Below are 25,260 nucleotides of genomic sequence, written 5' to 3'. Positions count from 1 at the left end.
AGGCATTGATGCCCGCGGGCTCAGCGGCCCGCGGGCATCAGCGCCGATCCCCGTGATCTCGTACATTCTCCGCCGGATGATCGCAGCGGTGATCCTGCTGCTGGTCGTCACCGCGGTCACCTTCGCGATCTTCTTCCTGCTGCCCCGGCTCGCCGGCCAGACGGCCGACCAGCTGGCCCAGCAGTACATCGGGAAGAGCCCCTCGAAGGCCGACATCGCAGCGGTCAAGCAGAACCTCGGTCTCGACCAGCCCGTGTACGTCCAGTACTGGGACTTCATCAAGGGGATCGTCTCCGGCGCCACCTATGACCTCGGCCCCACCACGGCGCAGTGCAACGCCCCCTGCTTCGGCTACTCCTTCAAGACCCACGTCGAGGTCTGGCCGCAGCTCACCGACCGTCTGCCGGTGACGCTGTCGCTGGCCGCCGGTGCCGCCGTCATGTGGCTGCTGGGCGGCGTCACGGCCGGTGTGATTTCCGCGCTCAAGCCGCGGTCGTTCGCCGACCGGACGTTCATGGGCATCGCCCTCGCCGGTGTCTCGCTGCCCATGTTCTTCACGGGCCAGCTCGCACTGTTCCTCTTCGCCTTCCAGTGGCCGATCTTCGGCCGCGAATACGTCCCCTTCACCGAGAACCCCTCGCAGTGGGCCAACACCCTCTTCCCGGCGTGGTGTTCGCTCGCCCTGCTGTACTCGGCCATCTATGCCCGGCTCACCCGCTCCGGCATGCTGGAGACGATGAACGAGGACTTCATCCGCACCGCGCGCGCCAAGGGCCTGCGCGAGCGGAAGGTCGTGGTCAAGCACGGGCTGCGGGCCGCGCTGACCCCGATCATCACCGTCTTCGGCATGGACCTCGGGCTGCTGCTCGGTGGCGCCGTGATCACCGAGACGGTCTTCTCCCTGCACGGCATCGGTGAGTACGCGGTGCAGTCCATCCGGGACAACGACCTGCCCCCGATCCTCGGCGTCACCCTGCTCGCCGCATTCTTCGTCGTGATCGCAAACTTCCTGGTGGACCTGTTGTACGCCGCCGCCGACCCGCGGGTGAGGCTCTCGTGACCGAACTTTCCAAGACCGGTGCCGCAGTGGGGGAGCCCGTCAAGGGCTCGTCCGACACGCCCACCGCGTTCCTCGAAGTCCGTGACCTCAAGGTGCACTTCCCGACCGACGACGGCATGGTCAAGTCCGTCGACGGAGTCAGCTTCAAGGTGGAAAAGGGCAAGACCCTCTCCATCGTCGGCGAGTCCGGCTCGGGCAAGTCGGTCACCTCGCTGGCGATCATGGGCCTGCACCGCCTCGGCGCGCGCGGCAAGAACGTCAAGATGTCCGGCGAGATCTGGCTGGACGGCAAGGAACTGATCTCCGCCGACCCGGACGAGGTGCGCCGGCTGCGCGGCCGCGAGATGGCGATGATCTTCCAGGACCCGCTGTCCGCGATGCACCCGTACTACACGATCGGCAACCAGATCGTGGAGGCGTACCGCGTCCACCACGACGTCAGCAAGAAGGTCGCGCGCAACCGGGCCATCGAGATGCTCGACCGGGTCGGCATCCCCGAGCCCGCCAAGCGCGTCGACGGCTACCCGCACGAGTTCTCCGGCGGTATGCGCCAGCGCGCGATGATCGCCATGGCGCTGGTGAACAACCCCGAGCTGCTCATCGCGGACGAGCCGACCACCGCCCTGGACGTCACCGTCCAGGCGCAGATCCTCGACCTGATCCGGGATCTGCAGAAGGAGTTCGGCTCGGCGGTCGTCCTCATCACCCACGACCTCGGTGTGGTCGCCGAGATCGCGGACGACGTGCTGGTGATGTACGGCGGCCGGTGTGTGGAGCGCGGTCCGGTCGACGACATCTTCGAGCGGCCGCAGCACCCGTACACCTGGGGTCTGCTCGGCTCGATGCCCCGCATCGACCGCGAGACCTCCGACCGGCTCATCCCGGTCAAGGGCCAGCCGCCGAGCCTCATCAACGTCCCCTCGGGCTGCGCGTTCCACCCCCGCTGCCCGTACGCGGACGTCCCCAAGGGCGATGTCACCCGCACCGTGCGCCCCGAGCTGACGCAGGTCGGCACCGGACACTTCTCCGCCTGCCACCTCTCTCCCGAGGACCGCACGCGGATCTGGACCGAAGAGATTGCGCCGAAGCTGTGAGTGAAACCAAGAAATCGGACGTGACCGTCCCGGCACAGGCGTCGGCCCCCGCGCAGGAGCGCGAGGTGCTGCTGAAGGTCGAGGGCCTGCAGAAGCACTTCCCGATCCGCAAGGGCGTGCTCCAGCGCCAGGTCGGCGCGGTGAAGGCCGTCGACGGCATCGACTTCGAGGTGCGCAAGGGCGAGACCCTGGGCGTGGTCGGCGAGTCGGGCTGCGGCAAGTCGACGATGGGGCGGGTCATCACCCGGCTCCAGGACCCGACGGGCGGCTCGATCCACTTCGAGGGCAAGGACATCACGCGGCTGAGCACGGCCGGAATGCGCCCGCTGCGGCGGGACATCCAGATGATCTTCCAGGACCCGTACGGCTCCCTGAACCCGAGGCACACCATCGGCTCGATCGTCTCGGCGCCGTTCCGGCTCCAGGGCGTGGAGCCCGAGGGCGGGGTGAAGAAGGAGGTCCAGCGGCTGCTGGAGCTGGTCGGCCTCAGCCCGGAGCACTACAACCGCTACCCGCACGAGTTCTCCGGCGGTCAGCGCCAGCGCATCGGCATCGCGCGGGCGCTGGCGCTCAAGCCGAAGCTGGTCGTGGCGGACGAGCCGGTCTCCGCCCTCGACGTGTCGATCCAGGCGCAGGTCGTGAACCTGATGGACGACCTCCAGCAGGAGCTCGGCCTGACGTACGTGATCATCGCGCACGACCTGTCCGTCGTCCGCCATGTCTCGGACCGGATCGCGGTGATGTACCTCGGCAAGATCGTCGAGCTCGCCGACCGCACCGCGTTGTACGAGGCCCCCATGCACCCGTACACCAAGGCCCTGATGTCGGCCGTGCCGGTGCCGGACCCCAAGCGCCGGGGCACCAAGAGCGACCGCATCCTGCTCCGCGGCGACGTGCCCTCGCCGATCGCGCCGCCGAGCGGCTGCCGCTTCCACACCCGGTGCTGGAAGGCGACGGAGGTCTGCAAGACGACCGAGCCGCCGCTGCTGGAACTGCGCCCCGGCCAGCGGGTCGCCTGCCACCACCCGGAGAACTTCGAGGACCAGGCCCCGCAGGACACGGTCCTGCTGACCGCCGCGAAGGAGGCGGCGGAGCTGGTCTCCGACGAGGTGCTGGCGGAGTCGGCGGAGACGTCGGCGGCGGTGGCGGCCGAGGTGGCGGAAGCAGCCGCCACCGAGGAGGAGAGCACCGGCAAGCAGGACAGCACCGGTGAGCAGGAGAGCACCGGTGAGCAGGGGAGCACCGGCAAGCAGGACAGTACCGGCAAGCAGGTGTAGTACCAGAAGCCCGACCGCGGCCCCCGCCTTGCAATGAAAGGCGGGGGCTCGTTGTCGGGTAAGAATGGCAGGGTGCTCCAGCAACTCTTCACCCCGTCCGTCCAGCACACGCTCGACCTGATCGGCATCTTCGTCTTTGCCATCTCGGGTGCCCTGCTGGCGGTCCGCAAGAACTTCGACGTCTTCGGCATCGCCGTCCTCGCCGAGGTCACCGCGCTGGGCGGGGGGCTCTTCCGGGACCTGGTCATCGGTGCCGTGCCGCCCGCCGCCTTCACCGACCTGGGGTACTTCCTGACACCCCTGCTCGCCGCCCTCCTGGTGGTCTTCCTGCACCCGCACGTGGAGCGCATCCAGTCCGGCGTGAACGTCTTCGACGCGGCGGGCCTCGGCCTGTTCTGCGTCACCGGCACGACGAAGGCGTACGACCACGGCCTCAACCTCACCGCCTCCGCCGCCCTCGGCCTGGCCACCGCGGTCGGCGGCGGCGTCCTGCGTGACGTGCTCGCCAACGAGGTCCCCTCCTTGCTGCGCTGGGACCGCGACCTCTACGCGGTGCCGGCGATGGTCGGCGCCACGATGGTCGCCCTGTGCATCCGCTACGACGCCCTCGGCCCCGTCACCAGCGGGCTCGCGGCCGTCACCGCCTTCGTCCTGCGGCTGCTCGCCATGCGCTACCACTGGCGGGCCCCGCGCGCCTGGAACCGGCGCTCGACGGTACGGGAGGAATAGGCGCCGGGAGGTGCCTCGAACCCAGAGGAAAGCTACCGCTTAGTAGTCACCTGTTGTACCGTTCACCCATGCCAGAAGCAGCGTCCACGCAGGCCACGATCGGCGACAGCGAGTTCGACCGCGACACCGCGCTCACCCGGCGGGAGCCCGGCGTCTACGACATCGACCTGTCCGCCGGCTGGACCATCATCAGCGCCGTCAACGGCGGCTATCTGCTGGCCGTCCTCGGCCGCGCGCTCTCCGACGCCCTGCCGCACGCCGACCCGTTCACCGTCTCGGCGCACTACCTGACCGCGTCCCAGCCCGGCCCGGCCGTCGTCCGCACCTCGGTGGTCCGCACCGGCCGCACCCTGTCGACCGGCCAGGCCTCGCTCTTCCAGTACGACGACCAGGGCCGCGAGGTCGAGCGCATCCGCGTCCTCGCCTCCTACGGTGACCTGGACGCCCTCCCGGACGACGTCCGTACGACGGCGAAGCCGCCCGCGATCCCGCCGATGGACCAGTGCTTCGGCCCCCAGGACAGCCCCGCCCCGGTCCCCGGCAGCTCGGCCATCGCCGACCGCCTGATGATCAAGCTGGACCCCGCCACCCTGGGCTGGGCCCTCGGCGCCCCCTCCGGCAAGGGCGAGATGCGCGCCTGGTTCGGCCTGGCCGACGGCCGCGACGCGGACCCCCTGTCCCTGCTGCTGGCGGTGGACGCGCTGCCGCCGACCGCCTTCGAACTCGGCATCAAGGGCTGGGTCCCGACAGTGGAACTGACGGTCCACGTCCGCTGCCGCCCGGCCCCGGGTCCGCTGCGGGTCTCGATCACGACGCGCAACCTCGCGGGCGGCTTCCTGGAGGAGGACGCGGAGGTGTGGGACAGCGCGGACCGCCTGGTGGCCCAGTCGCGGCAGCTGGCCCGGGTCCGCCTCGGCTGACCGGCGGCGGGCGCGCAGGCCCTCCCGGGCGGATCACCCGGCCGGGCTGATCCCGACGGCAGGGCCTAGTCCAGCCAGTGCCGGCGGCCGATGCTGATGAGCCGCATGCGGCGGGTGGCGATCCGGACGACCTGCGCCCGCTGCTCCTCGGCCCCTTCCTCCAGCGCGTCGAGGAAGAGCGAGGCCGTCATGAGCATCTGGTCGACGTAGAGGTTGGCCAGCATCAGCAGGTCGTCGTCGCTCCAGCCCTCCGCCATCGGGTCCTTGGCGAGCTCGTGCTGCACCTCCTCGCCGAACCGGGCGAGTTGCTGCTGGATGGCCTCCCGCACGGGCTGCACACCGCCGTGCCGCTCGCGGGCGATGAAGCGGACGTGCGCCGGGTGCGCGCTGACATGACCGGCGATCAACTCCACGGCGCGGGCGATGCGTTCGTCGGGGTCGCCGTCCGCGGAGACGGTCGTGCGGATCATCGGGTGCAGACTGCCGAGCGCCTCCTCGACGAGGGCGACGCCGAGATCCGCGGTGGAGCGGAAGTGCCGGTAGAAGGCGGTGGGGGCGACGCCGACGGCACGGGTGACCTCGCGCAGGCCCAGGCTGCTCAGGCTCTGCTCCTCCAGCAGCCCCAACGCGGCGTCCAGGAGCGCCTGTCGGGTCTTCTGCTTCTGTGCCTGCCGGATGCCGAGGGTGTGACTCATGCCATGCAGTTAACAACTGTTCTCCCGAATTGAAAAGTCGTAGAGCGCGCTAGGGTGGGAACTCAGTGAACAGCTGTACCTACAAGCGTTCACCGAAATGTACGAGACGCATCTCGGAGGGGGATCCGATCCCATGCTGTTCCTCGTCGCCGCGCTCCTGCTGCTGGGCGTCGTCCTGGGCACCGTCGCCCACGCGCCGCTCGGCTTCACCGTCGTCGCCGCCGCAGTGATCGCCGTGTGGCTGTCCGTCTTCGCGCTCCGCGAGCGCCACGCCCGTCGCCACTGACCCGCACAGGGAGTTGATCCGTCATGCAGCTCACAGCCCCGACGACCGACCGCCGCATCGCCCGGGACACCGACGGCATGGCCGTGGCGTCCTTCATCCTCGGCCTGGTGGGCCTGTTGGTCCTCAACGTCTTCCTGGGCCCGATCGCGATCACCCTGGCCGCCGTGTCCCTGTCCCGGGGCACCCGGCGCCGCGGCCGCGCCTACCTCGGCCTCGGCCTGGGAGTGGCGGACCTGCTGGTCCTGCTGGCCTTCATGCAGGCGGACGGCACGCTGTCCTGGAGCTTCTGACCGGCCGTCGCCCGCCACCGCGCGTGAGCCCGCGCCTACGGCCGCCGACCGGGCCCGTAGAATCGCTTCACCATGGCTTACCTCGACCACGCCGCGACGACCCCGATGCTCCCGGAGGCGGCGGAGGCACTCACCGCCCAGCTGGGCGTCACTGGCAACGCCTCCTCCCTCCACGCAGCCGGCCGCCGCGCCCGCCGCACCGTCGAGGAATCCCGCGAGACCCTCGCGGAAGCGCTCGGCGCCCGTCCCAGCGAGGTCGTCTTCACCTCGGGCGGCACCGAGGCCGACAATCTCGCGGTCAAGGGCCTGTACTGGGCCCGCCGCGACGCGGACCCGGCCCGCACCCGGGTCCTCGCGTCGCCCGTCGAGCACCACGCCGTCCTGGACGCGGTCCACTGGCTCGGCGAGCACGAGGGCGCCACCGTCGAGTACCTGCCGGTGGACCAGCACGGCCGCGTCCACCCCGAGGCGCTGCGCGAGGCCATCGCCCGCAACCCCGACGACGTGGCCCTGGCCACCGTCATGTGGGCGAACAACGAGATCGGCACCGTCCTGCCGGTCCGCGAACTCGCCGCAACGGCCGCCGAGTTCGGCATTCCCCTGCACGCCGACGCCGTCCAGGCGGTCGGCCAGCTCCCGGTGGACTTCGCCGCCTCCGGCCTCGCCGCGATGACCGTCTCCGGCCACAAGATCGGCGGCCCGTACGGCATCGGCGCGCTGATCCTCGGCCGTGACCAGGCCCCCGTCCCGGTCCTGCACGGCGGCGGCCAGGAGCGCCAGGTCCGCTCCGGCACCCTCGACGTCCCCGCCGTCGCCTCCTTCGCGGTGGCCGGCCGGCTGGCCGCCGAGCAGCGCGAGTGGTTCACCCGGGAGATCGGCGCCCTGCGCGACGACCTGATCGCCGCCGTCCGCACCGCCGTCCCGGACGCGATCCTCGGCGGCGACCCGGTGGACCGCCTCCCGGCCAACGCCCACTTCATGTTCCCCGGCTGCGAGGGCGACTCCCTGCTGCTCCTGCTCGACGCCCAGGGCATCGCGTGCTCCACCGGCTCCGCCTGCACCGCGGGCGTCGCCCAGCCCAGCCACGTCCTGCTGGCCACCGGCACCGACCCGGACCTGGCCCGCGGCACCCTGCGCTTCTCCCTCGGTCACACCTCCACCGAGGCCGACGTCGACGCCGTCGCCCGGGCGATCGGCCCGGCGGTGGAACGCGCCCGCGCGGCGGGGCTGACGTAGCCGCACCGAGCGGGACACTCCTGGCGTGAACCTCGTGACACAGGTCTTCGTCCTGCTCGCCGCCGTGACGCACATCGTCGTGGGCACGCTGGAGCGCTTCTTCTACCACCGCCCGGCCGTCCGGGTCTTCCTGACCACCTCACCGGCCGACGCCCCCGAAGTCACCCTGTGGCGCTCGGGAGTGGCCGTCTACAACATCCTTCTCGGGCTCGGCCTGATCGCCGGATTCATCGCCCTGCACACCGGGGACGCCACGGTCGGCCGCACCCTGATCGTCTACCTGTGCGCCTTCCTCGTCGTCTCCGGAGTGCTCTTCTACGTCTCGTTCCCCCGCCTGTGGCGCGGTGCGGTCGGACAGGCGCTCGCCCCCGCCGTCGCCCTCGCCGCGGCGGCGTTCTGACGCTCACGCCATCGCGGACCGCGCCCTGCGCACCAGCGTCATGTACCGCTCCCAGTCCCAGTGCTCGCCCGGATCGGTGTGGTCCGTGCCCGGCACCTCGACATGGCCGATGATGTGCTCGCGGTCCACGGGGATGTCGTAGCGCGCGCATATCCGGGCGGTGAGCCGCGCCGAGGCCGCGTACATCGCGTCCGTGAAGCCCTCCGGCCGGTCCACGAACCCCTCGTGCTCGATGCCGACACTGCGTTCGTTGTAGTCGCGGTTGCCCGCGTGGTACGCCACGTCCAGCTCCCGGATCATCTGCGTGACGTGCCCGTCCTTGCGGACGATGTAGTGCGAGGCCGCGCCGTGCCCCGGGTCCTGGAACACCCGCACCGCGCTGTCGAAGCTGCCCTGGGTGACATGGATGACCACCATGTCGACGCCGTAGTCGTCGGGCCGGTCCGCGCGCCGCCAGTTCGCGTCCGACGCCGCCACCCAGCGCGCGCCCGCGAAGTCGACCTCCCCCTCCTTGCGCGGCTTCTCGACGCCGGGCACCCGCCACCACAGCCGCCCCAGCTCGTCGCGTGCCAGCACGGCGGTGCCCACCGCCGCGGCGGCGCCGCCGATCAGCAGCGCCCGCCGGCCGATGCGCCGGTCCGTGTCCTCGGATGCCTTCCTCGCCCCCATGTGATCGTCAACGGATACTCGTGGGCCCTGGTTCCCGCGGACCCTTACTCTTGAAGAGTTATGACTGACACCCCGCAGCGCCCCCTCCGCGTCCTCGCCGCCATGTCCGGCGGTGTGGACTCCGCCGTAGCCGCCGCCCGGGCCGCGGAAGCCGGCCACGACGTGACCGGCGTCCACCTCGCGCTCTCCGCGAACCCCCAGTCGTTCCGCACGGGCGCGCGTGGCTGCTGCACCATCGAGGACTCGCACGACGCGCGCCGCGCCGCGGACGTCATCGGCATCCCCTTCTACGTGTGGGACCTCGCCGACCGCTTCCGCGAGGACGTGGTCGAGGACTTCGTCGCCGAGTACGAGGCGGGCCGCACCCCGAACCCTTGTCTGCGCTGCAACGAGAAGATCAAGTTCGCGGCGCTGCTCGACAAGGCGCTGGCCCTCGGCTTCGACGCGGTCTGCACCGGTCACTACGCCAAGGTGATCGTCCGCGAGGACGGCAGCCGCGAGCTGCACCGCGCCTCGGACATGGCCAAGGACCAGTCGTACGTCCTCGGCGTCCTGGACGACAGGCAGCTCGCCCACGCGCTCTTCCCGCTCGGCGACACGCTGACCACCAAGGACGAGATCCGCGCGGAGGCCGAGCGCCGGGGGCTCGCGGTCGCCAAGAAGCCCGACTCGCACGACATCTGCTTCATCGCCGACGGCGACACCCAGGGCTTCCTCGCGAAGCGGCTCGGCAAGGCCGAGGGCGACATCGTCGACGAGACCGGCACCAAGCTGGGCACCCACGAGGGCGCGTACGGCTTCACCATCGGCCAGCGCAAGGGCCTGCGGATCGGCACCCCGGCCGCCGACGGCAAGCCGCGCTACGTCCTCGACATCTCCCCGGTCGACAACACGGTGACGGTCGGCCCGGCCGCCGCCCTCGACGTCACCGCCCTGCGCGCGATCAGGCCCCGCTGGTGCGGCACCGCCCCCACGGGACGCGCCACCTACACCGCCCAGCTGCGCGCCCACGGCGGCGAGACCGAGGTCACCGCCGAACTGATCGACGGCACCCTGGAGGTCGCCTTCACCGAGCCGGTCCGCGGCGTGGCCCCCGGCCAGGCGATCGTCCTGTACGACGGCACGCGCGTGGTCGGTTCGGCGACGATCTCGACCACCACGCGCGCGACGGCGGACGTGGCCTGAGCGGTCGTCCGGAGCGGGCCTAGGCGCCGAAGAACTCGGCCAGGGCGGGTCCGAGGACCTGCGGTTCCACCATGTGGGTCTGGCCCGGCAGGGAGCGGTACGCGCCCTTCGGCGCCGCCTCCGCGACCGCCTGCGCCGCCTCCCGCATCCAGGCGGGGCTCTCGCCGCCCGCGACCGCCAGCACCGGTACCTCGATCGCGGCCAGCCGCTCGCGCGGCACATCGCCGTCCCCGAGCACCGCGGCGTCGTACGCGAGGCTCGGCGCGATGGCCTCCATGCCGGCCCACATGGGGGACTGGCGGGCGCCCTGGATCATCGCCTCGGCGAGCCCCGTGAGCCGGAGGAACAGTTCGACCGCGTCCCCGCGCCTGCCCTCGCCGAGCGCCTCGGTCAGGCGCTCGGTGTACGTGGCCCACTCCGCCGTGCCGCCCTCGTACACGGTGAACGGCGTCTCGTACACGGCCACCTGACGCACCGGCAGCCCGCTCGCCGCCGCCTCCAGCGCCAGCGCGCCGCCCGAGGAGACCCCGCACAGCGCCGCCTCGCCGCCCACCGCCTCGATCAGCGCCGCGAGATCCTCGACCTCGCGGGCCACGTCGTAGGGCGCCGTGTCACCGCTCCCGCCCCGGCCCCGGCGGTCGTACGTGACCGCGGTGAGCCCGCGCTCCGCGAGGGACCCGGCCAGCGGCGCGAGGGTGGCGCCCGTGGACATCGCGCCGCTGACGAGGACGACGGCCGGACCGTCACCGGTGCTCTCGTACGCGAGGGAGGTGCCGTCGCGCGAAGTGGTCTCGTGTGCCATGCCCGACAGGTTGCCATCGGGCACCCGGCTAATCACTCACAACACTTCCACTTCGTAGAAGCACAGGTGGTCCTTGATCCGGGCGACGTCCGGCTTGGGGTCCGGGTAGGACCACACCCGGTCCGTCGCGCCCGGCAGCGACCAGTAGGAGGCCGTGCCCTTGAACGGGCAGTACGTGTGCGTGTCGGAGGGCGTCAGCAGGTCCAGCCGTACGTCCTCGGCCGGCAGGTAGTAGCGCACGGGACAGCCGGTCTCCCGCAGGACGAGCGGCCGGTCGCTCTCCGCGAGGACCTCGCCGTCGTGGACGACCCGCACGCGCCGCGTGCCCTGCTCGATCGTGATCGTGTGTCCATCAGCCATGGTTGGTGCAGCGCGCGCGGGACGCCGGTTCTTCCCGCGTACGGTGATCGCATGCGAATCTGCGTCTTCCTCTCCGCGGCCGACCTCGACGAGCGCTACACCCGCCCCGCGCGGGAGTTCGCGAACCTGCTGGGCAAGGGCGGTCACACGCTCGTGTGGGGCGGCTCCGACGTCGGCCTGATGAAGGTGGTCGCGGACGGCGTGCAGGAGGCGGGCGGGCGGCTGCTCGGGGTCTCGGTGGACTTCCTGGCCGCGAAGGCCCGTCCCGGCGCCGACGAGATGCTCGTCGCGAAGGACCTCGCCGAGCGCAAGAAGCTGCTCCTGGACAAGGCCGACGCCGTGGTGATCATGGTCGGCGGCACGGGCACCCTGGACGAGGCCACGGAGATCCTGGAGCTCAAGAAGCACGGGCACACCGACAAGCCGGTGGTGCTGCTGAACACGGCGGGCTTCTACGACGGCCTCAAGGAACAGTTCCGCCGCATGGAGGACGAGGGCTTCCTGCCCCGGCCCCTGACCGACCTGGTGTTCTTCGCGGAGGAGCCGGTGGGGGCGCTGGCGTACCTGGAGGAGAGCCAGGGCATCGAGTGACAGCCCCCTGGTGCGACCATGGCGGGCATGGCTACTCATGTGATCACCGGGGCCGGTTCCGGCATCGGCGCGGCCGTGGCGCGTCGGCTGCACGCGCGCGGGGACGACCTCGTGCTGCACGCGCGTGACGCGGGGCGGGCGAAGGAGCTGGCGGCCCGGTTCCCCGGGGCGAGGACGCTGGTGGGCGATCTCGCCGACCCCGACAAGCTGTCGTGGGCGTTCTCCCACCAGTCGCTCCCGGACCGGGTGGACTCGCTGCTGCACATCGCGGGCGTGGTGGACCTGGGCCGGGTGGGCGACCTGACGCCCAAGTCCTGGCGCCACCAGCTGAACGTCAACCTCGTCGCGCCTGCGGAACTGACCCGGCACTTCCTGCCGCAGCTGCGGACCACACGGGGCCACGTGGTGTTCGTCAACTCCGGCGCGGGCCTGACCGCGCACGCCGACTGGTCCGCGTACGCCGCCTCCAAGCACGGCCTCAAGGCGCTGGCCGACGCGCTGCGGCACGAGGAGCACGCCAACGGCGTCCGCGTCACCTCGGTCTACCCCGGCCGCACGGCGAGCCCGATGCAGGCGAAGGTCCACCAGCAGGAGGGCAAGGAGTACGACGAGTCGAAGTGGATCGACCCGGAGTCGGTGGCGACGACGATCTTGACGGCCCTGGACCTGCCCAGGGACGCGGAGATCAACGACGTGACGGTCCGCCCCGGCCGCTGACCGGCCGGGCGGCCCCGGCGAGGGCGAAGCGGGCCGGGGTACGCGGCGGTGCCGCCGCCGCCCCCGCCTACGTAGGCTTCCCTCCGTGAACGCACACTTCAGCTTCGCCCCCGCCACCGGCATCGGCTCCATGCCCGGCGGCGACGCCCGGGAGGCCGCCAAGGCGGTCACCGGGTCCTTCGAGGACTTCCCGTACCTCGCCGAACTGCCCGCCCGGGGCCCCGGCGCCGACATGATCGGCCGCACCGCCGGCCTGCTCGTCGAGCTGTACGCGCGCGTGGAGCCCAGTGGCTGGCGCCTCGGGGACCGGCCCGGCCGGGACACCAAGCGCGCCCGGTCCTGGCTCGTCGAGGACCTCGACGCGCTGGAGGAGTTCACCCAGGGGTACGAGGGACAGGTCAAGGTGCAGGCCGTCGGGCCCTGGACCCTCGCCGCCGCGCTGGAGCTCAGGAACGGCGAGTCCGTCCTCGCCGACCCCGGCGCCTGCCGCGACCTCACCGCCTCCCTCGCCGAGGGCCTGCGCGTCCATCTCGCGGAGGTGCAGCGCCGCATCCCCGGCGCCCGGCTCGTCCTCCAGCTCGACGAGCCCTCCCTCACGGCGGTGCTCCGCGGGCACGTCAGGACCGCCAGCGGGTACCGGACCCACCGCGCCGTGGACCGGCAGGTCGTCGAGGCCGCGCTGCGCGAGGTCCTCGGGGTGCACGCCGGCGGACCCGTCGTGGTCCACTCGTGCGCCCCGGACGTCCCGTTCGCCCTGCTGCGCCGAGCGGGCGCCACGGCGGTCTCCTTCGACGCCGCGCTGCTCACCGAGCGTGACGACGACACGATCGGCGAGGCGGTGGAGGCGGGCACCCGGCTGTTCGCCGGTGTCGTCCCCGGCACGGACGGTCCGTTGTCAGACCCTGCCGGTAGCGTCATGGGTGTCAGGACGCTGTGGCGCAGGCTGGGGCTGCGACCGGGGCTCCTCGCGGAGTCCGTCACGATCACCCCGGCGTGCGGCCTCGCGGGCGCTTCCCCGGAGTACGCCCGCAAGGCGCTCGCCCACTGCGTCCGGGCGGCGAGATCCCTCGCGGACAACCCAGAGTAACGGGAGGACAACACGGTGGCCGGCGACAAGCAAGCGGAGACGACGGTGCCCGCGGAGGCGCGGGACAAGCACGCCAAGCTCGCTGAGCAGATCGAGGAGCACCGCTTCCGGTACTACGTGAAGGACGCTCCCGTCGTCAGCGACGCGGAGTTCGACAAGCTCCTGCGCTCGCTGGAGGCGCTGGAGGAGGAGTACCCGGAGCTGCGCACCCCGGACTCGCCGACCCAGAAGGTCGCGGGGGCGTACGAGACGGAGTTCACCGCCGTCCAGCACCGGCAGCGCATGCTCTCGCTGGACAACGCCTTCGACGACCTGGAGCTCGCCGCCTGGGCCGAGCGCGTCCACAAGGACGTCGGCACCTCCGCGTACCACTTCCTGTGCGAGCTGAAGGTCGACGGCCTCGCCGTGAACCTGACGTACGAGCACGGCCGGCTCACCCGCGCGGCGACCCGGGGCGACGGCCGCACGGGCGAGGACATCACGCCCAACGTCCGCACGATCGCGGAGATCCCGGACCGGCTGACCGGTGACGGCCTCCCGGACCTCGTCGAGATCCGCGGCGAGGTCTACTTCCCGATGGAGAAGTTCGAGGAGCTCAACGCCCGGCTGGTGGAGGCCGGCGACAAGCCCTTCGCCAACCCGCGCAACGCCGCCGCCGGTTCGCTGCGCCAGAAGGACCCGCGGGTCACCGCCACCCGCCCGCTGCACATGGTCGTCCACGGCATCGGCGCCCTGGAGGGCGGCGACGGTCTCACCCGCCTGTCCCAGGCCTACGACCTGCTCAAGACGTGGGGCCTGCCCACGTCCCGGCACAACAAGGTGGTCGGTGACCTCGACGGCGTCCGGGAGTTCATCGCCCACTACGGCGAGAACCGGCACTCGGTGGAGCACGAGATCGACGGGGTCGTCGTCAAGCTCGACGAGATCCCGCTGCAGGGCCGCCTCGGCTCCACCTCGCGCGCCCCGCGCTGGGCCATCGCGTACAAGTACGCGCCGGAGGAGGTCAACACCAAGCTGGTCAACATCCGGGTGGGCGTGGGCCGTACGGGCCGGATCACGCCGTACGCCCAGGTCGAGCCGGTGACGGTGGCCGGCTCGGAGGTCGAGTTCGCCACCCTGCACAACCAGGACGTGGTCAAGGCCAAGGGCGTGCTCATCGGCGACACCGTGGTGCTGCGCAAGGCCGGTGACGTCATTCCGGAGATCCTCGGCCCGGTCGTCGACCTGCGCGACGGCAGCGAGCGCGAGTTCGTGATGCCGAGCGAGTGCCCCGAGTGCGGTACGGCGCTGCGGCCCATGAAGGAGGGCGACGTCGACCTGCGCTGCCCGAACGCGCGCACCTGCCCGGCCCAGCTGCGCGAGCGCCTGTTCTACCTGGCGGGCCGCAAGTCGCTGGACATCGAGCACTTCGGGTACGTCGCCGCGGCCGCCCTCACCAAGCCGCTGGAGCCCGAGGACCCGCCGCTGGCCGACGAGGGCGATCTGTTCGACCTCACCATCGAGCGGCTGCTGCCCATCAAGGCGTACGTCCTCGACCAGGACAGCGGCCTGCCCAAGCGGGACCCGAAGACCGGTGAGGAGAAGGTCGCCCGGGTCTTCGCCAACCAGCTGGGCGAGGCCAAGAAGAACGCGCTTGCCATGCTGGAGAACATCCAGGCGGCCAAGGAGCGCCCGCTCGCCCGGGTCCTCACGGGCCTGTCGATCCGTCATGTGGGCCCGGTCGCGGCGGAGGCGCTGGCCCGTGAATTCCGCTCGATCGAGCGGATCGAGCAGGCGAGTGAGGAGGAGCTGGCGGCCACCGACGGCGTCGGCGCGATCATCGCCGCCTCCCTCAAGGAGTGGTTCGCCGAGGAGTGGCACCAGGAGATCCTCCGCAAGTGGCGGGCGGCCGGTGTCCGCATGGAGGAGGAGGCCGGCGAGGATCAGGGCCCGCGCCCGCTCGAAGGGCTGACCGTGGTGGTGACCGGCACCCTGGAGCGCTTCACCCGGGACGGCGCCAAGGAGGCGCTGCAGACCCGCGGAGCGAAGGTGACCGGTTCGGTCTCGAAGAAGACGTCCTTCGTGGTGGTGGGGGACAGTCCTGGTTCGAAATACGACAAGGCGATGCAGCTCAAGGTGCCTGTTCTGAACGAGGACGGCTTCGGCGTCCTGCTGGAACAGGGCCCCGAGGCGGCGGCCGACGTCGCGCTTCCGACCGAGGAGTAAGGGGCCGCGGCGGTTGAAGACCACCCGATCGGCGCATATCAGATGCATACGGGTGGCCGGGGCGCATTCGGGCAACCGTCGACGACCGCTGCCCGTGGAAGCCTTCTGCGGCCTACTGTTGAGATGTGCGCCTGCCGTGCCCAGCTGCGGTCGGGGCATTCCCTTGCTCATGATGAGCCGGGGGAAGGGTTTTCCAGCGCGGTGCCGCCCGGTCGTCGGGCCATGGGCCGCGTGGCGTGGGCACCGCCGGCTGTGAGAGGGACGGGAATGGAACCGACCGAGAGCGCCGCCCCGGATTCACGGCTGCGCCGGGTCACCGGCACCTGGTGGACGAGCCGCTGGTCCGGGTGGTCGACCGGGCGGCCCGGCACGGTACCGCCCGGCGGGGCGCCCGGCCCCGGCGCCGCCCAGCTCACCGCCGAGCGCGTCCACGGCCTGCCGGGGAGCGAGGCCGAACGGCCCCTGTCCTGGCCCCCGCTGCCCGCGGGCGTCGTCGCCGCCGCCGGCTTCGTGCTCGGCGCCGGGTTCTACCGCGCCTTCACCGCCGGCCACGCCCTCTTCCCGTCCGGCACCGCCGGCTGGTCGCTGGCGGTGCTCACCGGCATCATCGTCGGCCACCTCGTCGCCCTCGGGCGGGCCCGCTGGTGGGGCGGCACCGGCTCCGGCGCCGCCCTCACCCTCGCCGTGCTGATGCTCTTCGGCTGGCTGCCCGCCGGCATGGTCAGCCTCACCGTCGTCGTCCTGGTCGGCATAGCCCGCCGCCACTGCTGGCGGCAGGGCGTCCTGCACGGCGCGGTGGACATCCTCGGCATCGCCGCCGGGGCCCTGGTGCTCGCCGCGTTCGGCCGGGTGCCGTCCGTCGAGAACCCCTGGAACCCGGACACCTGGACCTTCTACACCGCCCCCGAGGTGGTGCTGGTCGCCGTCGCCTACCTCGCGGTCAGCCGCACCCTGCTGTGGTACCTCCACGCCCCGCGCGCGGGCGGACTGCCCACCGTCGCCCGCACCGCCCTGGTCAGACAGGGCCTGGTCGCGGTCGCCCTGCTCGGCATCGCCCCGCTGGTCTGTGTCGTCGCCATGGCCAAGCCGGTGCTGCTGCCGCTGTTCGCCATCCCGCTGATCGCCCTCGACTCCACCCTGTGGATAGCCCGGGCACGCGCCGAGGAGCAGCTGCGTGACCCGCTGACCGGACTGCCCAACCGGCAGTGGCTGCTGGAGCGGATCTGGACCGCCCTCGACGACGCCGAGCGGATCGGCGCCCGGTCCGCACTGATGCTGATCGACCTGGACCGGTTCCGCTCGGTCAACGACACCCTCGGTCATCTCGCCGGTGACCGGCTGCTGCTGCAGATAGCCGACCGGCTCCGGCTGGCTCTGCCCCGCGGGGCCGAGGCCGCCCGCCTGGGCGGCGACGAGTTCGCCGTCTTACTGCCGGTCGCCGACTCCACGACGTCCGCGACCCGGGTCGCCCGCAGTCTGGTCGCCGACCTCAGCTCCCCGCTCGACCTGGACGGCCTCACCCTGGTCCTGGAGGCCAGTGCCGGCGTCGCCGTCTTCCCCGACCACGCCCTGGACGCCGAGGGCCTGCTGCGCCGCGCGGACGTGGCGATGTACCAGGCGAAGCGGGACCGCACCGGCGTGGAGGTGTACGAGTCCAAGCGGGACTCCAACACCCCGGACCGCCTCGGCCTCCTCGGCGATCTGCGCCGGGCACTGGACGCGCACGAGGTGGAGCTGCACTACCAGCCCAAGGTCCGCTTCGACGGCCAGGTGGCCGGCCTGGAGGCGCTGGTCCGCTGGGTGCACCCGGAGCGCGGGAGGGTGCCGCCGGACGAGTTCATAGCCATCGCCGAGTCCTCCGGGCTGATGCCCTACCTGACCGAGTACGTGCTGGACACGGCGCTCGGGCAGGTCGCCAAGTGGCGGGCGCAGGGCCTGTTCGTCCCCGTCGCCGTCAACGTCTCGCCCCGCGACGTGCACACCCCGGGCTTCGCCGGATCGGTCGCCGCCCGGCTCGCCCGGCACGGCGTCCCCGCGGGAGCGCTCCAGCTGGAGATAACCGAGCACGTCCTCCTGGAGGACCCGCAGCGCGCCGCCGACACCCTCGCGGGACTGACCGGGCACGGCGTGAAGATGTCCCTGGACGACTTCGGCACGGGGTACTCGTCCCTCGTGCACCTCAGGCGGCTCCCGGTGAGCGAGCTGAAGATCGACCGCTCGTTCGTGGCCCGGCTGGCCATCGACACCCAGGACGCCGCGATCGTGCGCTGCACGGTGGACCTCGCCCACTCGCTCGGCCTGCTGGTCGTCGCCGAGGGCGTCGAGGACGACGAGACCTGGGAGCGGCTGCGCGACCTGGGCTGCGACGCCGTACAGGGCTGGCTGGTGGCCGCCGCGATGCCCCCCGAGGAGACGACGGCGTGGCTGCTGGCCCGCGGGTCCCGGGGATGGCAGCGCCCGCGCGCGGCTCTGCCGGCGGCCGACTAGCGCGTTCGCAACGGGTGCCTCGTCGCCTGCTGCGGCTGCGGTTCGCGTGGCTGGTCGGGCGGTTCCCCGCGGCCCGTCCGGGGCGCTGCCGAAACCGTTTCACCGGCACGGCCCCCCGCCCCATAGGATTGGGGCCACACCACACACTCTCACCCAGAGGATCGCTGCATGCCTGGCATCACGCGCGAGGAGGTCGCCCACCTCGCCCGGCTGGCGCGTCTGGAGCTGAAGCCCGAAGAGCTCGAGCACTTCGCGGGACAGCTGGACGACATCATCGGCGCGGTCGCCCGCGTCAGTGAGGTCGCCGACCAAGACGTACCGCCGACCTCGCACCCGCTCCCGCTGACCAACGTCATGCGGGCGGACGAGGTCCGTCCGTCGCTCACCCCCGAGCAGGCGCTCTCCGGCGCCCCGGCCCAGGAGCAGCAGCGTTTCAAGGTGCCGCAGATCCTGGGGGAGGACTAATCGCATGACGGACATCATCAAGCTCACGGCCGCCGAGACCGCCGCCAGGATCGCCTCCGGCGAGCTCACCGCGGTCCAGGTCACCGAGGCCCACCTCGCGCGCATCGAGGCCGTCGACGAGAAGGTGCACGCCTTCCTGCACGTCGACCGCGAGGGCGCGCTGGCCCAGGCCCGTGCCGTCGACGAGAAGCGGGAGCGCGGCGAGAAGCTCGGCCCGCTGGCGGGCGTACCGCTCGCGCTCAAGGACATCTTCACCACCGAGGGCATCCCGACGACCGTCGGCTCGAAGATCCTCGAGGGCTGGATCCCGCCGTACGACGCCACCCTCACCAAGCGCCTCAAGGCCGCCGACGTCGTCATCCTCGGCAAGACCAACATGGACGAGTTCGCCATGGGGTCCTCCACCGAGAACAGCGCCTACGGCCCGACCGGCAACCCCTGGGACCTGACCAAGATCCCCGGTGGTTCCGGTGGCGGCTCCTCCGCCGCGCTGGCCGCGCACATGGCCCCGCTCGCCATCGGCACCGACACCGGCGGCTCCATCCGCCAGCCGGCCGCCGTCACCGGCACGGTCGGCGTGAAGCCGACGTACGGCGCGGTCTCCCGCTACGGCATGGTCGCCTTCTCCTCCTCCCTCGACCAGGGCGGCCCCTGCGCCCGTACGGTCCTGGACGCGGCCCTGCTGCACGAGGTCATCGCCGGGCACGACCCGCTGGACTCCACCTCCATCGACGCCCCGGTCCCGCCGGTCGTCGAGGCCGCCCGCAACGGCAGCGTCGAGGGCATGCGCGTCGGCGTCGTCAAGCAGTTCCGCGGCGAGGGCTACCAGGCCGGTGTCATCCAGCGCTTCGACGAGTCCGTCGCCCTGCTCAAGGAGCTGGGCGCCGAGATCGTCGAGCTGGACTGCCCCTCCTTCGACCTCGCGCTCTCCGCGTACTACCTGATCGCGCCCTCGGAGTGCTCCTCCAACCTCGCCCGCTTCGACGGCCTGCGCTACGGCCTGCGCAGCGGCGACGACGGCACGCACTCCGCCGAGGAGGTCACCTCCCTCACCCGTGAGGCGGGCTTCGGCCCCGAGGTCAAGCGCCGCATCATGCTCGGCACGTACGCCCTGTCGAGCGGCTACTACGACGCCTACTACGGCAGCGCCCAGAAGGTCCGCACGCTCATCAAGCAGGACTTCGACAAGGCGTTCGAGCAGGTCGACGTGATCGTCTCCCCGACGACCCCGACCACCGCCTTCGCGATCGGCGAGCGCGCCGACGACCCGATGGCCATGTACCTCGCCGACCTGTGCACCATCCCGACCAACCTGGCGGGCAACGCGGCCATGTCCCTGCCGTGCGGCCTCGCCCCGGAGGACAACCTCCCGGTCGGACTGCAGATCATCGCCCCGGTCATGAAGGACGAACGCCTCTACAAGGTCGGCGCCGCCGTCGAGGCCGCCTTCGTGGAAAAGTGGGGCCACCCGCTGATCGAGGAGGCTCCGTCGCTGTGAGCGCACTGTCCAAGGCCAAGGGCTTCAAGAGCTCCAAGTCCGGTCTGTACATCTCGATGGCCACGTCGGCCTTCGGTGCCGTAGGCGTCTACAAGCAGATCAAGAAGGCCCGCGGCGACAACGACACGCTGCGGCTGCTCGACGCCGTCGTGACCGGTGCCGCGGTCGTCACCAACCTGGCCATTCTCTACCGCGAGCTGAAGCGGCTGGGCGACGACGACGTCCTGCTGGGCTGAGAGGGAAGTTTCATCGTGACCACCACGACCGACCTGGTGTCGTACGAAGACGCGCTGGCGTCGTACGACCCCGTCATGGGCCTCGAGGTCCATGTCGAACTCGGCACCAAGACCAAGATGTTCTGCGGCTGTTCGACCGCGCTCGGTGCCGACCCGAACACCCAGACCTGCCCGGTCTGCCTCGGCATGCCCGGCGCGCTCCCGGTCGTCAACGCGACCGGCGTCGAGTCCGCCATCAAGATCGGTCTCGCGCTGAACTGCGAGATCGCCGAGTGGTGCCGCTTCGCCCGGAAGAACTACTTCTATCCGGACATGCCGAAGAACTTCCAGACCTCCCAGTACGACGAGCCGATCGCCTTCAACGGCTACCTCGACGTGCAGCTGGAGGACGGCGAGACCTTCCGCGTGGAGATCGAGCGCGCCCACATGGAGGAGGACACCGGCAAGTCGACGCACGTCGGCGGTGCCACCGGCCGCATCCACGGCGCCTCGCACTCGCTGCTGGACTACAACCGCGCCGGCATCCCGCTCATCGAGATCGTCACCAAGCCGATCGAGGGTGCGGGCGAGCGTGCTCCCGAGGTCGCGCGGGCGTACGTCCGTGAACTGCGCGAGCTCATCCGGGCGCTCGGTGTCTCCGAGGCCCGGATGGAGATGGGCCAGATGCGCTGCGACGTGAACCTGTCGCTGCGCCCGCACGGCCGCGAGAAGTTCGGCACGCGGTCCGAGACGAAGAACGTCAACTCGCTGCGGTCCGTGGAGCGTGCGGCCCGTTTCGAGATCCAGCGCCACGCGGCCGTGCTGTCCTCCGGCGGCACGATCATCCAGGAGACCCGCCACTTCCACGAGGACACGGGGTCCACGACCTCGGGCCGCGTGAAGGAGGAGGCCGAGGACTACCGGTACTTCCCGGAGCCCGACCTGGTGCCGGTCGCCCCGTCCCGCGAGTGGGTCGAGGAGATCCGCGCCGTGCTGCCGGAGCTGCCGCTGGTACGCCGCAACCGGCTGCGCGAGGAATGGGGGATCTCCGCCACCGACATGCAGTCGATCCTCAACGCCGGTGCGCTGGACCCGATCGTCGCCACCATCGACGCCGGTGCCGACGCCGCCTCCGCCCGCAAGTGGTGGATGGGCGAACTGGCCCGCAGCGCCAACGAGTCGGGCACCTCGCTCGACGAGCTGGCGATCACCCCGGCGCAGGTCGCCCGGGTCACCGAGCTCGTCGCCAAGGGTGACCTGAACGACAAGCTGGCCCGTCAGGTCATCGAGGGCGTCCTCGCGGGCGAGGGGACCCCGGACGAGGTCGTCGACAAGCGCGGTCTGAAGGTCGTCTCCGACGAGGGCGCCCTGACCACGGCCGTCGAGGAGGCCATCGCCGGCAACCCGGGCATCGCGGACAAGATCCGCGGTGGCAAGGTGGCCGCGGCCGGTGCCCTGGTCGGCGCCGTCATGAAGGCGACCCGCGGTCAGGCCGACGCGGCGCGCGTCAAGGAGCTGATCCTGGAGAAGCTGGGCGTCAGCGAGGGCTGACGGTCCCGTTTCCCGAGCCCCGGGGGGATGCATCGCAGCCGATGCATCCCCCTGAGTGCGTCCCGGGCCGGGCGGACCCCGCACCCGTGGCCTCGGCGGGACCCGCTACGCTCGCCCGCCATGAGTGGACGCCCCGATTCCGAGAACCCCGCGGACATAGCCGAGGCCCACGAGGTGCACGACGCCCGGCGGGCCCGCTGGACGGCGGCCGCGGCCGGTGCGCTGCTGGCCCTGGCCGGACTCGCCGCTTCGACACTCCGCGCCACCGGCTCCGCCCCGCCGCTCGTCCCGGCCGCCTACGCCCTCGGCGCCGCCGTCTGCGGCCTCGCCGCCCACCTCGGCTCCCGGGGCCGCACCCGGCGGGCGCTGTGGCTGCTGATCGCCGGGGTGACCGTGATGGCGTTCGGGGACCAGTTCGACTGACCTGACAGAGCCGCCGTTACTGTCCTGTGATCCCTCTCCCATTCCTGTGAATAAGCACACGAACGCATCAAACGATCACTTTCGCCTGTAAGAGTGGTCCTCGCATTGCTCATGCGTTCTTTGCGGGTTGTTCACCACATGAACCGCTGTTCCCGGTCAAAGATCCATAAATCGCACCCCTGGGAGCACGTTTCGTGGCAGCCCTCGCCCGCTGGTGTGTCCAGCGCCGCCTTCTCGCCGTCCTGCTGTGGCTTCTCGCCCTCGGGGGAGTGGGCGCGGCGGCCGTCGCCGCGGGCACCGCGTACTCCAACGACTACGAGGTCGCGGGCACCGAGTCCGGCCGCGCCACCCAGCTCCTCGAGGACGGCTTCCGGGGTCTCGGCGGCGACAGCGACACCGTGGTCTGGCACACCGACGCCGGCACCGTCCGCGCCGCCGACGTCCAGCAGACGATGAGCCGCACCCTGGAGGAGATCGCCGACCTGCCCGGCGTGGCCTCCGTGGCCGGCCCCTACGACGGCCCCGGCGCGGCCCAGGTCAGCGAGGACGGACGGACCGCCTACGCCACGGTCACCTTCGAGGACCGGGCCGAGAACATCGACCGCGCCGAGGCCCGGGCGGTCGTCGACACCGCCGAGGGGGCCGAGGCCGACGGCCTGCGGGTGGAGCTCGGCGGCACCGCGATCGGGCTCACCGAGTCCTCCGGCGGGCACCTGGCCGAGGTGGTCGGCGTGGCCGTCGCCGCGGTCGTCCTCTTCCTCGCCTTCGGCTCGCTCGCCGCCTCCGTGCTGCCCATCGCCACCGCCCTGGTCAGCGTCGGCACCGCCTACGCCGGGACCGTGCTGCTCGGGCACGTCATGACCGTCGCCGACTTCGCGCCCATGCTCGGCATGCTGGTCGGGCTCGGCGTCGGCATCGACTACGCGCTGTTCATCGTCACCCGGCACCGGCGCGGCCTGAAGCGCGGACTGGACGTCACCGAGTCGATCACCGAGGCCGTCGCGACCACCGGACGGGCGGTCGTGTTCGCGGGTGCCACCGTTTGCATCGCCCTGCTGGGCATGCTGATCCTGCGGCTGAACTTCCTCAACGGCGTCGCCGTCGCGGCCTCCCTGACCGTGGTGCTCACCGTCGCGGCCTCCGTGACCCTGCTGCCCGCCCTGCTGTCCTTCATCGGCCTGCGCGCCCTCAGCCGCCGTGAGCGGCGCAGGCTCGCCGAGCACGGGCCCGAACCCGAGCTGCCGACCGGGTTCGCCGCCCGCTGGTCGGCGTTCGTGGAGCGCCACCCCAAGCTGCTCGGCGCCCTCGCCCTGGTCGTCATCACGATCCTCGCCCTGCCCACCCTCTCGCTGCGCCTGGGCACCTCCGACCAGGGCAACAACCCCGACACCGCCACCACCCGGCAGGCCTACGACCTCCTCGCCGACGGCTTCGGCCCCGGCGTCAACGGCCCGCTGACCCTGGTGACCCAGGTCGACGGCGGCGACGACAAGCTCGCCCTGGACAGCCTCGACGCCACCCTGCGCGGCACCGAGGGCGTCGCCGCGGTGACCCCGGTGACCTTCAACGCGACCGGCGACACCGCGTACCTCACGCTCGTCCCCGAGTCCGCGCCGCAGTCCCGTTCCACCAGCGACCTCGTCGAGCGGCTCCGCTCCGAGGTGCTCCCGCGCGCGGAGACCGGCACCTCGCTCGATGTGCAGGTCGGCGGGGTGACGGCCGGCTACGACGACTTCGCCGACGTCATCGTCGGCAAGCTGCCCCTGTTCGTGGGCGTCGTCGTCGGACTCGGCTGTCTGCTGCTCCTGCTCGCCTTCCGGTCCATCGGCATCCCGCTGAAGGCCGCCGCGATGAACATCGCCGCCGTCGCCGCGTCCTTCGGCGTCGTCGTCGCCGTCTTCCAGTGGGGCTGGGGGAGCGAGCTGCTCGGGCTCGGCCGCGCCGGGCCGATCGAGCCCTTCCTCCCGGTGATCATGGTGTCCGTGCTCTTCGGGCTCTCCATGGACTACCAGGTGTTTTTGGTCAGCCGGATGTACGAGGAATGGCTGGAGACCGGCGACAACCGGCGGGCCGTACGGATCGGCCTCGCCGAGACCAGCCGGGTGATCAACTCCGCCGCGGTCATCATGATCTCGGTCTTCCTCGCCTTCGTGCTCAGCGGCGACCGGGTGATCGCCATGTTCGGCATCGCGCTCGCCGCCGCCGTCGCCCTGGACGCCTTCGTCCTGCGCACCCTGCTCGTGCCCGCCCTGATGCACCTGCTCGGCGGCGCCAACTGGTGGCTGCCGCGCTGGCTGGACGCCCGGCTGCCCCGCATCAGCATCGAGCCGCCCGAGGCGCGCGCCGCCCATGAGAGGCTGGCCGCTGCGACGGACGCCGAGGTGGCGGACGTACTGGCGAAGGAGCAGCGGCAGGATGTACGCGATATCGCTGGGTGACGACGGCGCCGAACTGCGTCCTCTGGAGCCCTGGCACGCCGAGGAGTTCCTCGCGCACCTGGAGCGCGGCCGGGACTTCATCAACCAGTACGTCCCGTTCGGCTCGAAGGCCGGGGACACCGCCGGTGCGCGTGAGGTCCTGCAGCGGTACGCCGACATGCGGGCCGCCGACACCGGGTCCCTGCACGGGCTGTGGCTGGACGGCAAGCTGGTCGGCGGGGTGCTCTTCCTGAACTTCGACGCCGAGAGCCGCAACTGCGAGGTCGGGTGCTGGCTGGAACCGGCCGCGACCGGACGCGGACTCGTCACCCGCGCGATGCGGACGCTCCTGGACTGGGCGTTCGGCGCGCGCGGCATGCACCGCGTGGAGTGGCACGCGGCGGCGGCCAACGAACCCAGCATCGCCGTGGCGCGGCGGCTCGGCATGACCCGGGAGGGCGTCCTGCGGCAGAACTATCCGCACCGGGGCGTCCGCCACGACACCGAGGTGTGGGCGATCCTCGCCGCCGAGTGGGCGCAGGCACGCGCGCGTACCGCTCACACGGATCATTAAGAAACCTCTCAGACAGCCTCCGTACGG

Annotated in this window: 26 protein-coding genes; 22 read left to right on the top strand and 4 right to left on the bottom strand. The window is 71.7% G+C overall.

What is annotated here, in order from left to right:
- Positions 1–52 precede the first annotated feature (52 nt).
- From M8H82_RS17020 to M8H82_RS17000, 5 genes are all read left to right on the top strand, one after another.
- Positions 53–1,060, top strand: coding sequence for an ABC transporter permease (locus tag M8H82_RS17020; RefSeq protein ID WP_250074785.1), 1,008 nt, complete (start codon positions 53–55; stop codon positions 1,058–1,060).
- Positions 1,057–2,154, top strand: a complete 1,098-nt coding sequence (locus M8H82_RS17015) for an ABC transporter ATP-binding protein (protein WP_250074783.1) — start codon at positions 1,057–1,059, stop codon at positions 2,152–2,154. Before M8H82_RS17020 ends, M8H82_RS17015 begins: the two co-directional genes overlap by 4 nt.
- Positions 2,155–2,174: 20 nt before the next feature.
- On the top strand, positions 2,175–3,431 hold the full coding sequence (locus M8H82_RS17010; RefSeq protein WP_374211667.1) for an ABC transporter ATP-binding protein: 1,257 nt from the start codon (positions 2,175–2,177) through the stop codon (positions 3,429–3,431).
- Between the two features lie 72 nt (positions 3,432–3,503).
- Complete coding sequence (locus M8H82_RS17005; RefSeq protein WP_250074778.1) at positions 3,504–4,160, top strand: trimeric intracellular cation channel family protein; 657 nt, start codon at positions 3,504–3,506, stop codon at positions 4,158–4,160.
- 68 nt (positions 4,161–4,228) lie between these two features.
- Complete coding sequence (locus M8H82_RS17000; RefSeq protein WP_250074777.1) at positions 4,229–5,080, top strand: thioesterase family protein; 852 nt, start codon at positions 4,229–4,231, stop codon at positions 5,078–5,080.
- Between the two features lie 65 nt (positions 5,081–5,145).
- Here M8H82_RS17000 and M8H82_RS16995 read toward each other — a convergent pair whose 3' ends face one another.
- Complete coding sequence (locus tag M8H82_RS16995) at positions 5,146–5,775, bottom strand: TetR family transcriptional regulator (RefSeq protein WP_250074775.1); 630 nt, start codon at positions 5,773–5,775, stop codon at positions 5,146–5,148.
- A gap of 133 nt (positions 5,776–5,908) precedes the next feature.
- Here M8H82_RS16995 and M8H82_RS16990 point away from each other — a divergent pair, with 133 nt between their 5' ends.
- The 4 genes from M8H82_RS16990 to M8H82_RS16975 all read left to right on the top strand — a co-directional run bounded on the left by M8H82_RS16990 (position 5,909) and on the right by M8H82_RS16975 (position 7,987).
- Entirely contained in the window at positions 5,909–6,061 is a 153-nt protein-coding gene (locus M8H82_RS16990; RefSeq protein ID WP_250074773.1) for a hypothetical protein, read from the top strand.
- Positions 6,062–6,084: 23 nt separating this feature from the next.
- On the top strand, positions 6,085–6,351 hold the full coding sequence (locus M8H82_RS16985; RefSeq protein WP_250074772.1) for a DUF4190 domain-containing protein: 267 nt from the start codon (positions 6,085–6,087) through the stop codon (positions 6,349–6,351).
- Positions 6,352–6,423: 72 nt separating this feature from the next.
- Positions 6,424–7,587: a cysteine desulfurase family protein gene (locus M8H82_RS16980; RefSeq protein WP_250074770.1), complete on the top strand. Its 1,164-nt coding sequence runs from the start codon at positions 6,424–6,426 to the stop codon at positions 7,585–7,587.
- A gap of 25 nt (positions 7,588–7,612) precedes the next feature.
- Complete coding sequence (locus M8H82_RS16975) at positions 7,613–7,987, top strand: DUF1304 domain-containing protein (RefSeq protein ID WP_250074768.1); 375 nt, start codon at positions 7,613–7,615, stop codon at positions 7,985–7,987.
- Positions 7,988–7,990: 3 nt separating this feature from the next.
- Here M8H82_RS16975 and M8H82_RS16970 read toward each other — a convergent pair whose 3' ends face one another.
- Positions 7,991–8,656 carry an N-acetylmuramoyl-L-alanine amidase gene (locus tag M8H82_RS16970; RefSeq protein WP_250074766.1) on the bottom strand — a complete coding sequence of 222 codons (666 nt, stop codon included), beginning with the start codon at positions 8,654–8,656 and terminating at the stop codon, positions 7,991–7,993.
- Between the two features lie 60 nt (positions 8,657–8,716).
- Between M8H82_RS16970 and mnmA the strand changes: the two genes are divergently transcribed.
- On the top strand, positions 8,717–9,841 hold the full coding sequence (gene mnmA, locus M8H82_RS16965) for a tRNA 2-thiouridine(34) synthase MnmA (RefSeq protein WP_250074764.1): 1,125 nt from the start codon (positions 8,717–8,719) through the stop codon (positions 9,839–9,841).
- Between the two features lie 19 nt (positions 9,842–9,860).
- Here the strand turns inward: mnmA and M8H82_RS16960 are convergent, their stop codons facing one another.
- Both M8H82_RS16960 and M8H82_RS16955 read right to left on the bottom strand, forming a co-directional pair.
- Positions 9,861–10,643: an alpha/beta fold hydrolase gene (locus tag M8H82_RS16960; protein ID WP_250074762.1), complete on the bottom strand. Its 783-nt coding sequence runs from the start codon at positions 10,641–10,643 to the stop codon at positions 9,861–9,863.
- A gap of 36 nt (positions 10,644–10,679) precedes the next feature.
- Positions 10,680–11,003: a DUF427 domain-containing protein gene (locus M8H82_RS16955; protein ID WP_250074760.1), complete on the bottom strand. Its 324-nt coding sequence runs from the start codon at positions 11,001–11,003 to the stop codon at positions 10,680–10,682.
- 51 nt (positions 11,004–11,054) lie between these two features.
- Between M8H82_RS16955 and M8H82_RS16950 the strand changes: the two genes are divergently transcribed.
- The 12 genes from M8H82_RS16950 to M8H82_RS16895 all read left to right on the top strand — a co-directional run bounded on the left by M8H82_RS16950 (position 11,055) and on the right by M8H82_RS16895 (position 25,233).
- Complete coding sequence (locus M8H82_RS16950) at positions 11,055–11,594, top strand: TIGR00730 family Rossman fold protein (RefSeq protein WP_250074759.1); 540 nt, start codon at positions 11,055–11,057, stop codon at positions 11,592–11,594.
- Positions 11,595–11,612: 18 nt separating this feature from the next.
- The gene (locus M8H82_RS16945; protein ID WP_250074757.1) at positions 11,613–12,311 is read left to right on the top strand and encodes an SDR family oxidoreductase; all 699 of its coding nucleotides are present in this window, start codon (positions 11,613–11,615) and stop codon (positions 12,309–12,311) included.
- Positions 12,312–12,396: 85 nt separating this feature from the next.
- Positions 12,397–13,398 carry a methionine synthase gene (locus M8H82_RS16940; protein ID WP_308293259.1) on the top strand — a complete coding sequence of 334 codons (1,002 nt, stop codon included), beginning with the start codon at positions 12,397–12,399 and terminating at the stop codon, positions 13,396–13,398.
- A gap of 15 nt (positions 13,399–13,413) precedes the next feature.
- Positions 13,414–15,603 carry an NAD-dependent DNA ligase LigA gene (ligA, locus tag M8H82_RS16935; RefSeq protein ID WP_250074756.1) on the top strand — a complete coding sequence of 730 codons (2,190 nt, stop codon included), beginning with the start codon at positions 13,414–13,416 and terminating at the stop codon, positions 15,601–15,603.
- Between the two features lie 267 nt (positions 15,604–15,870).
- Entirely contained in the window at positions 15,871–18,090 is a 2,220-nt protein-coding gene (locus M8H82_RS16930) for a bifunctional diguanylate cyclase/phosphodiesterase (RefSeq protein ID WP_250074753.1), read from the top strand.
- Positions 18,091–18,258: 168 nt separating this feature from the next.
- Positions 18,259–18,555: an Asp-tRNA(Asn)/Glu-tRNA(Gln) amidotransferase subunit GatC gene (gene gatC, locus M8H82_RS16925; RefSeq protein ID WP_007384860.1), complete on the top strand. Its 297-nt coding sequence runs from the start codon at positions 18,259–18,261 to the stop codon at positions 18,553–18,555.
- A 4-nt stretch (positions 18,556–18,559) separates the two neighbouring features.
- The gene (gene gatA / locus M8H82_RS16920; RefSeq protein ID WP_250074751.1) at positions 18,560–20,053 is read left to right on the top strand and encodes an Asp-tRNA(Asn)/Glu-tRNA(Gln) amidotransferase subunit GatA; all 1,494 of its coding nucleotides are present in this window, start codon (positions 18,560–18,562) and stop codon (positions 20,051–20,053) included.
- Positions 20,050–20,289: a hypothetical protein gene (locus tag M8H82_RS16915; RefSeq protein WP_086601598.1), complete on the top strand. Its 240-nt coding sequence runs from the start codon at positions 20,050–20,052 to the stop codon at positions 20,287–20,289. The genes gatA and M8H82_RS16915 overlap by 4 nt, the downstream gene beginning before the upstream one ends.
- Before the next feature lie 12 nt (positions 20,290–20,301).
- A complete protein-coding gene (gene gatB / locus M8H82_RS16910) occupies positions 20,302–21,819 on the top strand; it encodes an Asp-tRNA(Asn)/Glu-tRNA(Gln) amidotransferase subunit GatB (RefSeq protein WP_250074830.1) in 1,518 nt (505 codons plus the stop codon).
- Between the two features lie 120 nt (positions 21,820–21,939).
- Entirely contained in the window at positions 21,940–22,242 is a 303-nt protein-coding gene (locus tag M8H82_RS16905; RefSeq protein ID WP_250074749.1) for a hypothetical protein, read from the top strand.
- A 194-nt stretch (positions 22,243–22,436) separates the two neighbouring features.
- Positions 22,437–24,680, top strand: a complete 2,244-nt coding sequence (locus M8H82_RS16900) for an MMPL family transporter (RefSeq protein WP_250074747.1) — start codon at positions 22,437–22,439, stop codon at positions 24,678–24,680.
- Positions 24,658–25,233 (top strand): GNAT family N-acetyltransferase, encoded by a 576-nt coding sequence (locus M8H82_RS16895; RefSeq protein ID WP_250074744.1) that lies wholly within the window; start codon positions 24,658–24,660, stop codon positions 25,231–25,233. Before M8H82_RS16900 ends, M8H82_RS16895 begins: the two co-directional genes overlap by 23 nt.
- The last annotated feature ends 27 nt before the right edge of the window (positions 25,234–25,260 follow it).

Source organism: Streptomyces sp. YS415 (assembly GCF_023544665.1).
In the GTDB taxonomy this organism is placed as follows: domain Bacteria; phylum Actinomycetota; class Actinomycetes; order Streptomycetales; family Streptomycetaceae; genus Streptomyces.
The sequence above is the reverse complement of the archived record's forward strand: the minus strand, read 5'-3'. Positions and strand labels throughout refer to the sequence as shown.